The sequence below is a fragment of the Pseudoalteromonas sp. Angola-4 genome (assembly GCF_028599265.1).
Classification (GTDB): domain Bacteria; phylum Pseudomonadota; class Gammaproteobacteria; order Enterobacterales; family Alteromonadaceae; genus Pseudoalteromonas; species Pseudoalteromonas atlantica.
Window position 1 is genome coordinate 53,130 of sequence record NZ_JAQREK010000004.1, and the last position, 16,634, is coordinate 69,763.

11 protein-coding genes are annotated in these 16,634 nt (G+C 37.0%); all 11 read left to right on the forward strand.

Translation table 11 applies throughout. The features are described 5' to 3' along the window. Positions 1-216: 216 nt before the first annotated feature. The 11 genes from PSH48_RS07165 (at position 217) to ptuB (ending at position 16,627) form a co-directional block, all read left to right on the forward strand. On the forward strand, positions 217-402 hold the full coding sequence (locus PSH48_RS07165; RefSeq protein WP_273611229.1) for a hypothetical protein: 186 nt from the start codon (positions 217-219) through the stop codon (positions 400-402). Between the two features lie 459 nt (positions 403-861). After that, positions 862-1,053 (forward strand): hypothetical protein, encoded by a 192-nt coding sequence (locus tag PSH48_RS07170; protein ID WP_273611230.1) that lies wholly within the window; start codon positions 862-864, stop codon positions 1,051-1,053. 1,195 nt (positions 1,054-2,248) lie between these two features. Continuing rightward, on the forward strand, positions 2,249-4,762 hold the full coding sequence (locus tag PSH48_RS07175; RefSeq protein ID WP_273611231.1) for a hypothetical protein: 2,514 nt from the start codon (positions 2,249-2,251) through the stop codon (positions 4,760-4,762). 123 nt (positions 4,763-4,885) lie between these two features. Continuing rightward, a complete protein-coding gene (locus PSH48_RS07180) occupies positions 4,886-5,752 on the forward strand; it encodes a WYL domain-containing protein (protein WP_273611232.1) in 867 nt (288 codons plus the stop codon). A 50-nt stretch (positions 5,753-5,802) separates the two neighbouring features. After that, a complete protein-coding gene (locus PSH48_RS07185; RefSeq protein WP_273611233.1) occupies positions 5,803-8,277 on the forward strand; it encodes a type I restriction-modification system subunit M in 2,475 nt (824 codons plus the stop codon). Between the two features lies 1 nt (position 8,278). After that, positions 8,279-9,586, forward strand: coding sequence for a restriction endonuclease subunit S (locus tag PSH48_RS07190; RefSeq protein ID WP_273611234.1), 1,308 nt, complete (start codon positions 8,279-8,281; stop codon positions 9,584-9,586). A gap of 11 nt (positions 9,587-9,597) precedes the next feature. Continuing rightward, positions 9,598-11,136 carry a DUF262 domain-containing protein gene (locus PSH48_RS07195; protein WP_273611235.1) on the forward strand — a complete coding sequence of 513 codons (1,539 nt, stop codon included), beginning with the start codon at positions 9,598-9,600 and terminating at the stop codon, positions 11,134-11,136. Further along, entirely contained in the window at positions 11,133-13,154 is a 2,022-nt protein-coding gene (locus tag PSH48_RS07200) for a DUF262 domain-containing protein (protein ID WP_273611236.1), read from the forward strand. The genes PSH48_RS07195 and PSH48_RS07200 overlap by 4 nt, the downstream gene beginning before the upstream one ends. A gap of 247 nt (positions 13,155-13,401) precedes the next feature. Further along, on the forward strand, positions 13,402-14,334 hold the full coding sequence (locus PSH48_RS07205) for a retron St85 family RNA-directed DNA polymerase (protein WP_273611237.1): 933 nt from the start codon (positions 13,402-13,404) through the stop codon (positions 14,332-14,334). Beyond that, positions 14,327-15,952 carry a retron Ec78 anti-phage system effector ATPase PtuA gene (gene ptuA, locus PSH48_RS07210; protein WP_273611238.1) on the forward strand — a complete coding sequence of 542 codons (1,626 nt, stop codon included), beginning with the start codon at positions 14,327-14,329 and terminating at the stop codon, positions 15,950-15,952. Before PSH48_RS07205 ends, ptuA begins: the two co-directional genes overlap by 8 nt. A gap of 6 nt (positions 15,953-15,958) precedes the next feature. Further along, entirely contained in the window at positions 15,959-16,627 is a 669-nt protein-coding gene (ptuB, locus tag PSH48_RS07215; RefSeq protein WP_273611239.1) for a retron Ec78 anti-phage system effector HNH endonuclease PtuB, read from the forward strand. Positions 16,628-16,634 lie beyond the last annotated feature (7 nt).

A 16,634-nucleotide genomic window follows, 5' to 3' on the forward strand; every position in this document is an offset into this window, starting at 1 on the left:
ATTTTTTATTTTTATTAAGCGTGTTTTTAAACGTAGAAAATTTGTGTGAATTAAACCTATAAAGTAAAGCCTCCTCTTTAAGAGGAGGCTTTACTTTATAGGTTATTCTTTATTTCAATTAGGCAAAAATATTACGGTATTCATTGCAAGACGTTGTGCGTTTGCTCTTTTAATGAAACGAGGGATGAAACCATTGAGAAAAGCCGCTTTCAGCGGATGGCTTCGTCGCTTCGCTACTCAACCATTGGGCCTAAAACGCACGCCAGCTCTGGTATTGCTCCGCAACGAGCTGACTCAACGCGCTACCGCGCTAGCGTTGAAGACCCAGCGCGAATGCACCTCGCTACGCTCTGTACTAACCGCCATACTGCCGCGCCTTACAATGCAATGGGTGCCCCATAATTTGCATTTTTCATCTGCTTTTATTTTCTACGAAAATAGATGGTTCGATCTCAATTTGTGCCAAATTTTAATCGAATTTCGCTGATGCGAAACATTATCGCGGTTAGTACAGACCAGCTGTACATTCGCGCAACTCCATGTGTCCTAAGCTTCGCTTATGCCACATTACGCGCTTGTTGGTCTCATTCTGAGACGCTTTTTTTGCAGTTTTTCGTGCCGAAAAATGCCATTTTAAAACCTGTCTTTCAGACAAAAAACGCCTTCAAATTAAACGTATTAATGAACTTTTTAGATAAAGAGGAAAGGATTTTTGCTTAATAAAAATTAGGTGGAGTAAGGGAAGGGCGAGTAACTTAATTCAAACTGTTTGTTGCTGAGCTGCGCAGTCAAACAAGTTTGTTTTTTATCACGAAATCATTAAATTTGAAAGTATAAATTAATGACTACTAAGGTTAAAAAATGAAAAATAATGACGCTAATGATATTGCTATTAATCCAACAACAGGATTACCTATCACAAATGCGAGCGCTAGCATCGTTGATGTTGGTGGCAATGTGGTGGGCCAGCCTAATAGAGTGATGACTGTTTATGAGATTGAAGAATCGATAGCGGATTTAAACGATGATGGCTGCTTTGATGATGGTTTTTAATGCCCAAAATTTTGAAAGCAATTAGTCGGTATCGAATAGAAGTTGTCTATTCGATTATCGCATTTAGTGGCTCAACTATATTATTTTTACAGTATAAATCGACTCAAAATTTTGCTTGGTTTATCGCCCTGAGTTTGTTTTGCACTAAAATTGCTATTGGCATAATTAACTACGAGAAATATTGTCAAAGTAATAAGCGTAGTATGAATGTAGCGCTCAAATATTTGTTATTTAAATTTGTATAATCCTTGTTTATTTGTCCTAAACGCAAAGCGTCCTGATTTTATTAGGGCGCTTTTTTGTTGAAAGCATTAATTAGACTATCACCAGATAAAAAAGATTAAGGTGTATATAAAAATGAGTTTTTAAAATTATTAAATACGACTTAATAGGAGGAAGTAACTTAGAGGTAGAGTGGTTCAATGAGTCGATAGATATGTAAAAATACATACCTACCAACCACAAGGAATATACAGGTTAGTTTTCATATACCTCTGCTTGCGCGGAGGGTAAAAATTAGTAGTTACAATTGCTAACTAAATTTTCTTTACTACAGTGATTTTGTCGCACACCCCGCAAAAGCGGGGAAACCAATTTAGCAGCACGACCCTCTAACTAAATTTTCTTTACTACAGTGTTTTGTCGCTCACCGCCGTAAAAGCGGGGAAACCAATTTAGCAGCACGACTGTCTAACTAAATTTTTTACTACGGCATTTGCCGTTCACCCCCGCCAAAGCGGGGAACCCAACTTAGTAGCACAACAGGCTAACTAATTTTTTATGAACTAATTGTATATTTTTATTATTCTCCATTTACCACGGAGACTGCAGAGGAATAACATTGCTAACCTCTTATGTTTCGAACTTTAAATGCTCCTGTTTTATAATGCAAGCCTTTAGTTGTTTTTAATTTAAAAATAACACGAACGGCAATATTTGTAGGTTTTTAATGGTTTTTTCGAAGGAAATAGATGTTTTTTGTTGCAAGCTGATAAGTTAAACCGTTTTATGAACATTTAAAGCAAATTACACTGTGTTATTTAGTTATTTTTAAACAAAGATAAGCGAGAGGGGCTCGTTAAGTATTCAAAGTAATAGATTAAAATTGTTTTAAATTCATGAATTATTAGTGTAAGTAGGATAAGTTTATGAGATAAATGTAGTATTACTAAATAACAAGGAAGCAATGTTTCTCATGCCAAATTACATCTATCCTGAAGCAATCGAAAGCTATGTCGCAACTAAATTAAAAAAATTACCAAGTGATTTTCGTGACTTAATCATCTCAAAAGTTGTTAAGTATATAAAAACAACTAATTCTTTTGCTGAGCCTTCACATATAAGCAAAGACCATTTACCGGATTGGGCAAAACGATTGTTGACTAATGGAGAGCTACTACATCGATTTAAACCTAATGAGCAACTAGAAAAAGACCTTCATAAAATTACAAGGTTTATCAATGAACTCGTTGAAATTAGTAAAAAGAAAACTAGAGGAGGTTTGCATACTAAAGCACTAAAAAACATGCGCTCCATTGAACACTCCCATTTAAAAAGCTTATTAAAACTTGCTGAAGATTGGTTTAGAAATATTGACCGTAAGGTATTTTTAGAAAATACAAACGAAGCAAAGAAAGACTTGGACCTAGGGGATTACTTTTGGTCACCTGCAAGTCAAACTTCAGAAATAGAGCGTTGGGGCCAGCGATTGGGAGGAAATTGCTTAGCAGATGGCCATTACCATGATGAGCTTGAAGATGGTGAAGTTGAAATTTGGGGGCTGTTTTCTCGTTCTGAAAATTTACTAGCTGTAGCTGCTTTTATGGATAATCAGTTAGCGGATTTTGAGAGCAAAGGTAAAGATGGCGATGAACGATTAGAAAATGCAGCTCAATATAGAGAACAGTTACTTGAGCTTATTAAGTTTAATAATTACAGCGCCATATCTGAAGATGCTATCGAGGTTTTGGAAATACACGGCCAAACAGATATAAAAATATATAACGACGATAGTCCGGCTTATGCCATGTTCGATGAAAAAGAACAGACACTGTTAATATATTCTAAATTACTTAAATGTCTCATCCCCCTTCAGTTAGACTCTATTTGTGAACGATCAGTACCTTCACTTCAGTTTGATATTGAATATGAACTAAATAGAGATGTTTCCCCTGAGGTAATAGATGAAATTTGCTTAGCGTTAATTCAAGCTTACGATAACAAAATCACGCCAGAGTGGTTTGATATTAGCCAATTACAAGAGTTTTCAAGCAGTGGTTTATATTGGAAAGACCCAACAGCAAATAAATTTTCTACAGATTGTAACTTTGTATTTTCAGAGTTAGACGGTGAGCTATGGTATAGCTACTCTAGTGGGTGGGTAAAAAAATTAATCAGTCATGACCTAGATGGCTCACACGTTGTGGATAACAGAAATAGGTTTGCTCAAGTATATGCAAGTAAAGAACAACGAAATAGCGAACTTAAATTTATTTGCAAACATATTGATGCGTTTCCTGATCTGATGCACAGCCAAACCGGAAATGTACACCTTACTCCTACTATTTTTAACGGAAAAGTTCTAAACCCAAAGCAAGGGTGGCAACTAATTGATGAATCAGAAGATCAACGAATTAAAGTATACGAAAGAGGCGTAGATGATTACCTTGACACATTACAGACTAAACAAGTAATTTGCACATATAACAATAAACTTAAAGCTGGCTGTTTAGTCAGGCAGCTATCAGCAAGAAAGCATGACGTTAAAATTCAAGCGCCAGGTAATAGCCCTGAAGCATACGAATTAATGATGCAAAATATCCCCTGGAATAGCTATTCTGATATGTACTCAGAGCATAGCATTCGACATAAAGACAACTATGTAGATGATAGTTTTTTAAATAAAAACGGTAATGGAATTATTCCTGATGAAAATATTTTAGGAACGCCATATAAATACAAGGCTTACAAAAATAAAGCTTTAATTTTTGATGAAAACAACCTTCTTCAATTAGTTTTTTTATTGAAGGGTGACGTTATTACTCACGTTTACGAACTAAGAAAGGGCAAACAATTAGCCAAAGACTTTTTTAAAATTATTGAAGTTCTTCATTATCAATTAGCAAACACAATCAAAGAATTAAGAGTGTTGGGAATTAAAAATAATGTAGATGAATCAATTCAAACCATCAGCTACCAAAGTAACACAATAGAAATTGTTAGATTAGGTGACTCGCTAGAAATAAACTACCAAAGTGAGGATGATGTTTGCCAAGTTGTTATTAATGTTGATGAAATTTATGTTTGGGAAAGTATTGCTTCGAAAGAGCAATATGATGATATGAGGCAGGCTTTATTATTTACCTTAAATTTAAAGCCATTAACTTTTTCTCATTGCAGCTTGAGCACATACGAAATTTTAGTGTTTTTTGGCATTACGCTTTGCTCAATAACAAACGAATTTTTCCTTGAGGACCTTAATGAAGATGATACCCCACCAGAAGGGTGGATAATCAATGAAAATGGCATATCGAATACACTATTTGATGAAGAACAAAGCTTATACTATAAAAATGGGCGATTTAATGTGGACTACCACAACATAGATTTATTTACTAAAAATCAGCAGGCTATTAAAGAGCTTTTAAGTTGGTTTGAAAGCCGCATTGAGCCATTAGAAGATCACTTTTATAGAGTGTTTCTCGAATAACTCCCTTTATACTGAAGTGATTAGCTCTAGCACAGAGATAGGTGTTATCAAAATGATTGCACCTATTATCCCCATCTAGTAATATCTTCGTAATGTTAATAGTTAAAGTTGATTTTATACTAAATGGATTTAGATAAGCTAAATTACGCGCAACGTGAACGTTTAGCGTTTATTGATTTTTGTTCGCAATTTACAGGGCAAATATCGCGTGCAGATCTCATCACCCACTTTGGTATTGGGCTAGCATCTAGCTCTAGAGATTTAACGCTTTATAAAGAATTAGCGCCTTCTAACCTTGAATTAAAACACGAAGATAAACAGTACTATCGAACAAACGAGTTCCAACCTGTTTTTACTCATAACCCCGAAGCCGTTTTAACTAGCCTTTGCAGAGGTTTTGGCGATGGCTTATCAAATGGTTCACAACCTTCAAATCATTGTTTTGATGCGACACGTTTGATCCATCCTTATTCAGAAGTGATTGCCACTTTAATGCGTGCAATCAATAGTAAAAAAGTAGTTCGGTGCGATTATGTTTCTCTATCTTCGGGAGAAGGTGAAAGGGAGATTGTTCCTCACTCCATTGCTAACAACGGTCTACGGTGGCACGTTAGAGCATTTGATTGCAAAAACAATGAGTTTCGTGATTTTGTCTGTACACGATTACAAAACGTTTCAGAAATTGTTCAAGCAGTAAGTGACAATCAACTTGCAGCAAATGACATGAGTTGGAACAACATACTCAATGTTGAGTTAAGCGTTCACCCATCTATTAAACACAAAAAAGCGATAGAGCTAGATTACAACATGATTGATGGTGTTTTACGGTTAGAAGTAAGAGAGGCCCTGCTTGGCTACCTAATGCGTCAGTGGAATGTAGATTGTACTAAAAATGCCTCCTTAGTCGGTGATGAGTATCACCTTTGGCTAAGCAATATAAACGAATTGGAAAACGTGGCGAGTATGACAATCTCGCCCGGATACAAATAGAATTTTAAGATTTAACCAAAGTGAAAGAATCGCTTTTTATAGGAATAACAATGGATCACAGTGTACATAACAAACTAGTCTCTTTCATTTGGTCAATAGCAGATGACTGCCTCCGTGACGTATACGTGCGTGGTAAATACCGTGACGTAATTCTGCCTATGGTTGTGCTTCGTAGGTTAGATACTTTACTTGAGCCAACTAAAGAGGCTGTGCTTGCTGAAGTGAAATTTCAGCTAGAAGAAATGGAAGCTACCGAGCTTGATGATGCGCCATTAACCGCAGAGACTGGTTATGTGTTTTACAACACTTCAAAGTGGACTTTAAAAAGCCTATTCAGCACGGCTACAAACAACCAGCAGATATTATTGGCTAACTTTGAAGAATACCTAAATGGCTTCAGTGCGAATGTAAAAGAGATTGTAGAGTGCTTTAACCTTAAAGCACAAGTCCGCCACATGGCGGGTAAAGATGTATTGCTCGATGTCCTTGAAAAGTTTGTATCGCCATACATCAACTTAACCCCGCACGATAAAGAAGATCCTGACGGTAATAAGCTTCCGCCGTTGTCGAATCTCGGCATGGGTTATGTTTTTGAAGAGCTGATCCGTAAGTTTAATGAAGAAAACAACGAAGAAGCTGGTGAACACTTTACACCTCGCGAAGTAATTGAATTGATGATCCACCTGTTGTTTGACCCGTTGAAAGGAAACTTACCTGATCCATTAACTATCTATGATAGTGCTTGTGGTAGTGGCGGTATGCTTACAGAAGCGCAGAACTTTATTGAAGAAAAGTTCCCAATCGAAGGCACAAAACGCGATATTCACCTGTTTGGTAAAGAAATCAACGATGAGACATACGCCATATGTAAGTCAGATATGATGATCAAGGGCAATAACCCAGAAAATATTCGTGTTGGCTCTACGCTTTCAGTTGATGAATTTGCAGGTAAAACCTTTGATTTTTCAGCACAAAATCCACCTTACGGGAAGAGCTGGGCAAGTGAACTAAAGAATATTAAAGATGGTTCTGACGTTATTGATCCACGTTTTATTGTAGAATTAGCTGATTATTGGGGTAACAAATCAAAGGTTGATGCCACCCCTCGCTCAAGCGATGGGCAGTTGCTATTTTTGATGGAAGTCGTTAGCAAGATGAAGCCATTGGATATAAGTCCATTGGGTTCTCGTGTGGCTTCTATTCATAATGGCTCCAGCTTATTTACAGGAGATGCAGGCTCTGGTGAGAGTAATATTCGTAGGTACATCATTGAAAACGATATGCTCGATGCCATCGTGCAACTACCAAACAACTTGTTTTATAACACGGGTATCACTACTTATATTTGGCTGCTTAGCAACAACAAACCTGAGGAGCGCAAAGGTAAAGTTCAGCTTATTGACTCCAGTCTACTCTTCAAAAAATTGCGAAAGAATTTAGGTAACAAAAATTGCGAATTTGCGCCTGAGCATATTATAGAGATTATGCAAACATACCTAAGTGCGTCCAATGTCGAGCGTAAGTTAAATGACAACAATGATCCTGTTGGTATTGCAGCTAAGGTTTTTGATAACCAAGACTTCGGTTACTACAAAGTCAACATTGAACGCCCAGATAGACGGTGCGCTCAGTTTAAAGAAGATCTTATCGCCCCACTGCGTTTTGATAAATCACTACGTGAACCAATGGAATATTTGTTTAGCGAGTATGGCGAAAAGGTTTATGAAACAGGCTTCTTAAAGAGCATTGAGAAAGAGGTAATCGCTTGGTGTGAAGACAATGACATTAGCTTAAATGCCAAAGCTAAAAGCAAACTGCTTGATACCAAACCGTGGCAAAAACTAAGAGAGCTTGTAAATACGGCTAACCAATTAAAAGCTTCTTTTGAAAGTAAAAAACTAAGTGGAAGCAATGTTAATGAAAGCAATGACTTCAACCAATTCAAAGCTGATGTTGATGTTGAGTTAAAAACGCTAGAAGTTAAACTTAGTGCTTCAGAGAAGAAAGCCATTTTAGATGCAGTCAGTTGGTACGATGAAAATGCAGTAAAAGTAGTTAAGAAGGTTGTTAAATTTAAACAAGATAAGTTTGACGAGCTTTTGCATCACTTGGGTTGTGAGGCATCTGGCTCTTTACCTGAAGTGATGGCTGACTTTGGTTACTTTCCATTAGCAGAGAGTGCTGTTGAATGTAAAAATTTAGAATTTATCACTTATGAAACTAACTCTGATTTACGCGATGCTGAATCAGTGCCTTTTACTTATAACCAAGATAGAGAAACTGACAATAGCGAAATTCACCAATATTTCCTTGATGAAGTAAAACCTCATGTTTCTGAGGCATGGATTAATTTAGATAGTACTAAGATTGGTTATGAGATCAGTTTTAACAAGTATTTCTATCAACATAAGCCATTACGTTCAATGGATGAAGTCGCCAACGATATAATCGACTTAGAGCAAAAAGCAGAAGGTTTAATTGCTGACATTTTGGGCGTTGGTTTAGCCGAAGTACAAGGAGAGTAATATGGCTGAGTTAGCTTCTATGCAAAAGTATGAATCATATAAGGACTCAGGTGTTGATTGGTTGGGCGATATACCTAGTGAATGGAATGTGACTCCGGGTTTTAATGCTTATGCCGAAAACAAGCGTAACAATAAAGGAATGAAAGAAGATCGTGTGCTTTCACTAAGCTATGGAAAAATAATAGTTAAGCCAAAGGAAAAGCTTGTTGGCTTGGTGCCTGAGTCATTCGAAACCTATCAGGTTGTTGAACCGGGTGATCTCATCATACGTTGTATGGATTTACAAAATGATAAGACGAGTTTAAGAACTGGGCTGTCTGAAAATCACGGTATCATCACTAGTGCGTATTTAAATCTTAAAATTAACGAAAGATTTGACTCAAAATTTCTCTATTATTATTTGCATTCGCTGGATACAACCAAAGTATTGTATAAATTTGGAACAGGGTTACGACAAAACCTTAGCTTTCAAGATTTTTATCGACTTCCAGTGTTTGATATTCCCAAGAATTTGCAAACCGCTATTGCCAGTTTTCTCGATAAAAAAACGGCACAAATTGATGACGCTATTGCCATTAAAGAAAAACAAATTGAGCTGTTAAAAGAGCGCAAGCAAATCATCATCCAACAAGCGGTTACTCAAGGCTTAAATCCTGATGTACCTATGGAGGATTCTGGTGTCGATTGGATTGGCGACATTCCTGAGCATTGGGAAGTTAAAAAGATAAAGTATTTGACCAAAATATTTAGGGGTAAGTTTACTCATCGTCCGCGTAATGATCCGGCACTATACGATGGTCAATATCCGTTTTTTCAAACTGGTGACGTAGCTAGAGCAAATAAGTTTCTTTATGAGTTTAAGCAAACGTTAAATGAGAAAGGGCTTAAAGTTTCTACTTTGATCCCTAAAGGCACAGTCGTTATCACTATTGCTGCGAACATTGGTGATGTGGCTATTTTGGATCTTGATGCTTGTTTTCCTGATAGTGTTGTTGGGTTTAGTCCATACAAAGAAATGGATAGAGACTTTTTGTATTACGCATTAGGTAACATGAAACAACAATTTATGGATTCATCGATCAAAAATACACAGATGAACTTGAATGTCGATCGTATTGGAAGTAACTCGTTGTGCCAACCACCAATTGAAGAACAGGTAAAAATTGTTGAAGTGATTGAGAATAAGTCAAAAGCTATCGATGATGCTGTGGAACTTCAAAAGCAGCAAATCGAAAAACTAAAAGAATACAAAACCACGCTAATCAACAGCGCTGTAACTGGCAAAATCAAAGTACCGGGAGTGGTTTAGCAGGGATGACGATGCAACAGGAAGTAGTAAATAATCCAATGGACATTGCCGTTACCAGTGTAACGGCTGCTCAGTTATTCTCTGGTGATGTAATCGATGTTGATAAAGAGTCGCAAACTGACTTTAAGGCGCGATTAAACCTTCCTGAATATCAGCGACCTTATAAGTGGTCTCCTAGCGATGTAGAAGCCTTACTTGATGACCTAAAGGCTTATTTTTCTGTAAATACTGAAAGCATTGATTCGCAAAGTAAGCCTGCGAAACCCTTACTCTATTTAGGCAGTGTGGTGTTGCATCAGGTTACTAATGGCTCTGAAACTATTTTAAATATTATTGATGGCCAACAGCGCATCACGACCTTGCAGTTGATTTGCATGGCAATTGCAGAAAAAAATGGTAACAGTTACTCTCTGCCAAATATGCAGTATGGTTCGCCAAGTAGCCATGAGCGGATAGCTAAAAACTATCAATGGCTAACAGCACAACCGCTATCAGAGTCGTTGTTAGCGCTCGATTTAAGCCAAATTAACTTTACGGTTGTGATCACACAATCTGAAGATGAGGCCTATCGTTTTTTTGAAACGCAAAATACGGGGGGCGTAAGATTATCTGGCCCACAAGTCATTAAAGCTCATCATTTACGTGCGATACCCAGTGAGATACAAAACAACGTTGCGAGAAAGTGGGAGTCATTTAACTATTTAGATGGTGTGGTTAACCGGCTACTAAAAGCAAGACGCTGGCAGGCATTTGGTTTTAAATATGTACCTTCTCACCGAGCCCCTGAAGCTGTTAAAAAAGCCATAGTAAAAGAGTTTGCCGAGAATACGGGCTACAAAAATGAAGATTTAGCCTATAGCCGAGGTGCTCAAATAAAAAGCTTATCGGGAGCAATATCACAGCAACTTGTTGATGGCTATTTAGCTAAGCAGCCCCTTAATGCAGGTATCAATACGGTTAATTATTTAGCCTATTTTAATGAGCTGTATCACACCTTGATGGTTGAGCAGTCTAAACCTTATCTAGAGCCATTTTATTCGTTTTACAATGAGGTGGTGTTAAAGGCAAATAACAGCGATTTTTTAACGGAATTATTTGATATTACTATTTTGCTATACGTTAGTGAATTTGGAACAGAACACCTTAATGAAGCCAGCTTTTGGTTAGCTCGATGTGTCTTTTCTATTCGACTTTATAATGAAAAAACAGTTAGAGAAGACTCTATTTCTTCATTTGTTAATAAATACCCGTTACTTGATTGGATAACCACGGCATATGAGCACAAGCAGCTAGTTTCAATGTTGCAAAGTTTTGAGCGAGATATAACGCCCGATAATATTGGAATATCAGATAGAGACGGTAAGCCTTCTAATGGAGTAAAACAAAAATTCTTAAAAGGTTATGCTAAGTTTTTTAACATATTTATAGCAGAGCGCACTGGTAATCAAATCGCTGAGTCTTTTGATGCTGATTTAAAACAAGGCATAGCGAATAAATTAGCTGAGCTAAAAGATGCTAATATACAAGCTATACAGGAGTGTGTTGCATGAGTTTAGCTGTATCAAACAACGCTTCTTGTGTTAGTCAGGTCGAAACAAAAGTGCAAACGCCACAAGATTTATTAATAAATAAAATCGTGTTTGAAATCCCATCTTATCAGCGGCCCTATGTGTGGGGTGGTGAAGGCGTTTTAAAGCTGTTACAAGACATAGAGCAAGCATATATTGCAGATGAGCACCAATATTATATTGGCACTGTACTTTGTTCCCAGTTGCCGAAACAAGCAAACAAAGATGCATTAGTAAGCTTTGAGTTGATCGATGGGCAACAACGTATGACTACCTTAATGCTGATTGCCATTGCATTTAAAAAAGCCAATGTTGAGTGTGAGCTTTCAAACGTAGCGATATTAGCGCATTTTCCTCGTGTTACGTTTTCAATTAGAGAAATGGTACAAGGTTTATTGTGCTCTTGGACTGATTTGGAGTTTACACATAAACCTTCTGATGAAGATATTCATAAGAACGAATACACCAAACATTTAGCTGAAGCGTTAAATACGGCAATGAGCTTTATTAAAGAAATACGTAAGGACAGTAAAAAAGGTGAAGCGCATTTAATTAATTTTGCTAAGTACTTTTATCAGCAAGTACGTTGGGTTAACAACATTATTCCTGCTGGAACCGATTTAAATAAACTGTTCGCGACTATGAATACCAGTGGTGTGCAGTTAGAGCAATCCGATATTTTAAAATCGAAATTATTAGGTAAGTTGAGCAAAAACCGTCATGAGTATGATGGCTTGTGGCAAGTGTGCGAAAACCTAAATAACTACTTTGAGCGCAATGTGAGGCGTGTGTTTACCGCTTCCAACTGGAAAGAAATTCAAGATGTAGATCTAGCTAGTTTTGACAAAACAAAGTTTAAGCTCGTTGATATTAACATGCCTCAAGATGGCTTCGATAAAGGCTCTGAGAGCGTTAGAGGGTTAACGCTTGAGGAGATCATCAGTGATGAGTCTCTTTTAGAAAAACCAGAACCTAAGGGTACTACAGGTAGTAGCGATGACGCTGATGAGGTTTTCTGCCGCTCTATAATTAGTTTTCCTTTGCTTTTAATTCATGCATTTAGAATCTATAACGCTCAATCAGGCAATGATGACATTGAGAGCCGTGTTAATGGTGAGCGCCTTAATCAAGCATTTGAATCGTTTGTAATAAATGCTTCTGAAGCTGAGGTAATTAAGTTTTTAGATTGCTTATGGCAAGTGCGATACCAATTTGATAAATGGGTTGTGAAGTGGGTAGAAAAAGCCGAAGAATCTACGGCTGTTTTACGATTAAGTAATGTTAATTTCTCAAAGACACAAAGCAGATTAAACCGAGTACCGACAGAAATTACAGAGCTAAGCCAACTTCAAAGTGTTCGATACTTCACTGGTGAACGAAGTGCTCAGTATTGGCTTACATCTTTTCTAGGCTGGTTAGTTAAAAACAATACGGAAGATAAAAATATAGTACTGGCTAAGTTAGAAGATATTGATAATAAGATGTCACTCGCTTTGTTCCATGCCGAACTTAGCCAAAAGCAGGCAAGTTTTAACTACCTTACGAAAACAGAAGGCAGTTTTGGATCTTCAAATGAAATGAGTGATTATTTAAAGCAAATCAACGGCACTGGGTTTGAGCATTATTGGTTTCAGAAGCTGGAATATGTGCTCTGGAAAAATGAACAAAATAGAGCAGATGAGAAATTCAAAAAATACCGTATTAGCTCAAAAAATTCTGTTGAGCATGTTCACCCGCAACATGAAGAATACGATATGCGGCTAGAAGATAGCTATTTGAATGCTTTTGGTAATCTTGTGTTACTGAGTCCGGGTGAAAACTCGTCCTATAGTAATCAAACCGTTGGTAAAAAACAGGAAGACTTCAAAGCTAAACCCGTATATGACTCACTCAAGTTAAAACAAATTTTTGAGTTGAAGGAAAATGGTGAGTGGGACAAAGACAAGATTAAGCAGCATCAAAAAGAGATGGTTGATTTGTTGACTAAACACTATTACTAAAAGTATATGAAAGAGAGAGTTGTTGTAATTTATATCATAATGTAAACTAACTCGGCTCTTTAGCTTAGGACGAAATTCGTCTAGTCGGGTGTTTAGCCAGACTCTAATTTATTGAACGACTTTATGGTTGCGATATGTTCGCAACCGTCATTCGTTCCTCATGAAGGTTGCGAACATATCGCTTCCTCTAGTAAAGAGCAAAGCCCAAGAGCATTGTTCTTGGGCTTTTTTGTTTGTGGACTAAAGAATGGAATTGATAAATAAACTAGCTACTAAATTAAATAAGAGTGAATCAGAAGTGATCCGCTTTTTGGCTAGTGCACCATTAAAATATAAGGTCTACACGATTCCCAAGCGCACTTCGGGACATCGAGTTATTGCTCAACCTTCGAGAGAATTAAAAGAATACCAGCGTGCTTTTATATCTTTATATCGATTGAATATTCACGATGCTGCGATGGCTTACAGAGAAAGGCTTAGCATAAAAGATAATGCCAAATTTCATTGTAAAAACAGATACCTATTAAAGATAGACTTAGAAAGCTTTTTTAACTCTATTACTAGCGAGCTATTCTGGACGATTTGGCAACAGCACTATGAAATGCCCAATAATGATGACAAGGTTCTTATGGAGCGACTTTTATTTTGGTCTCCAAGTAAGTCATCGACAGGCAAGTTGGTTTTAAGTATAGGTGCACCAAGTTCTCCTCTTCTATCTAATTTCTTTATGTACCAGTTCGATGAGTTAGTCACACGACATTGTGAAAAGCTTGAAATTAAGTATACGCGCTACGCTGACGATTTAACGTTTTCGACAAACGCTAAGAATGTGTTATTTGATATGCCTAGATACATTTCTGAGACACTAACTACTTTGTTTGGAAGTGCGCTAATTATCAATCGCAGAAAAACGGCTTTCTCATCTAAAGCACACAATCGCCATGTAACGGGAATAATAATAGATAATGAAAGTGATTTATCACTTGGGCGAGAAAAGAAACGCTATATCAAGCACTTGGTGCATCAGTATGGATTAAATAAATTAGACAAAGAAAACGTTTTTCATCTTAAAGGCTTATTAGCCTTTGCTAAACATATAGAGCCTAAATTTATAACGTCACTAGAAACTAAGTATTCAGCAGAAGTGATCACTCAAATATTTGAGGAACAGCATGGATAAACCGCATAAGACTCACAGTAAAACCATAAAAACGCTAAAAAATAATGCAGCGAAAGGAAATTTGCTGTCGATGTTTCAGCTATACGAAAACTATAAATCAGGCAAGAATGTTGAAGCTGTCAATGACGAGTTGGCTCAAACGTATTTTGACATGATTGTTGACCAGCTTCCATCAATAGCGTTTAACATTAAGTCAATCAATCTGCATGAATTTCGAAGGTTTAGAGACCTAAAAATCCAATTTGATAAGCAAATGACAGTGATTATAGGGGACAACGGGGCAGGTAAAACAAGTATTGCTGAATCACTATCCAAAGCTCTAAGTTGGTTTAATCAAAATCTAGTTAAAAGTAATGTCAATGGTAAAAGAATTCTTGAGTCAGATGTTAACGTTGCTACTAACAACTATTCTGAATTAATTGGGCAATTTGAACTAGGTGTCAATAGTCCAATAGAGATATCACTAGCTACACCTGTCTCTGGCTATTCAGGCAACGTTTCTGGGGTTGTAGCTCAATCGAAACAAATGGGGGATATGTATAGAAGTATTGCTGAGAAGGTGGATATATCACTACCCCTTTTTGCTTTTTACTCGGTTGAAAGATCAAGCGTTTCTCTACCCAAAATATCTTTAGATAAAACATTTTTGGATGTGGCTAATTCTCGTTTTAATGCTCTTAAGGATAGTTTGGATGCAAGTACCCATTTGGAAGAGTTTTCACGCAGATATATAGAGTTGTTTAATTTAGCTGAAGGAGAAGAGACTCAAGAGATTAAAGAGTCACGACTGACAATAAACTCCTTAAATAAGCTAATTGATAAGCTACACAAAGGAAATCCTCCTCCTGCTGACAGTGAATTGGTTCAAGAACTAAACGCTGAGAAAGAGAAGTTAGAAAATTTACTTGGTAGTAAGTCAGAAAAATATTCTAAATTACTTAAACAAGTTAATCACGCTGTAGAAACTCTCGTACCTGATGTCCGAAACTTAAATGTCGATAGAAGTACAGGTAATCAAAGAATTCTAGTGGAAAATTTTGGCAATGTTGTAAATATTTCTCAACTATCTCAGGGGCAGAAATCGTTAGTAGCTCTTGCAGGGGACCTTGCACTTAGATTAGTGACTCTAAACCCTGATTTAGAAGACTCACTACATGCCAATGGTATTGTCATAATTGATGAGATTGAGCTTCATCTTCACCCCAAGTGGCAACAAGAAATAATCTTGGGTCTTCAAGAAACATTTCCGAACATCCAGTTTATTGTGACAACACATAGCGCACAAGTGCTGTCAACGGTTGACAAAAATTGTATTCGCCAAATTTGCTTTGATGACAATAGTGAATTAACAGTATCAACACCAATTTTTCAGACTAAAGGTGTGACGAGTGCAGATATTCTTGCGAGGATAATGGGGACTAATTCAACGCCTGAGAACATTGAGGAAGCTGCTTGGTTGAATGATTTTTCAAGGTATTTACAAAACGGAGATACAGTTTCTTTAGAAGGCGTATTTACCAAGATAAAAAATCATTACGGAAGCGAACATCCTGTAGTAGTTGAGTGTGAAAGCCAAGTAAGAATATTCGAAATGAAGGCTAGGTTGAAAAGAGACTAATTAACTATGAAAAAGTTGAATAGACCGCAACCTGCTCCGGCTGCTCTGGCAAATTATAATTATCAAACCCATAAATGGACTAGTAGAAGACCTAGTGCTGCTTGCCGAACTCAAATTTGGCAACACTTTCAAACTATGCAGGGAAATTTCTGCGCATTCTGCGAAAGAACAACTTATCAAGGTAATGGGCACATTGAACATTTTTTTCATAAGGGTCAAAAGCCAGATGGCAGTACTCCATATAAACATTTGACTTTTACATGGAGTAATTTATTTGGTTGCTGCGGTACTCATACTAGTAATACGTGTGGTCACTATAAAGATCGTCAAGGCAGCCAAGGTCCGGGGGCCTATAATGCCAATGATTTAATTAAGCCTGATACGGATGATCCTGCATTGTTTTTTAACTTTTTAGATACAGGCGTGATTGAAGCAAAGCAAGGGTTATCGGTACAAAACAAAAAAAGAGCCTTGGAAACTATAAGGGTCCTAAATTTATCAGCGCTTAATGGAGTAAGAAAAAGGCAAATAGATATTTTTAAAAATGAGCTAAAAGCATTGGAAGAAATTAGTGCAGGGCTAGATGACCAACAGTTAGCTCAAGAACTTAATCAGATTAAAAATAGAATTCAACAACAAGAACATCAAACGGCTGTATTGGACGCTTTGTTCTAAAAGTAGG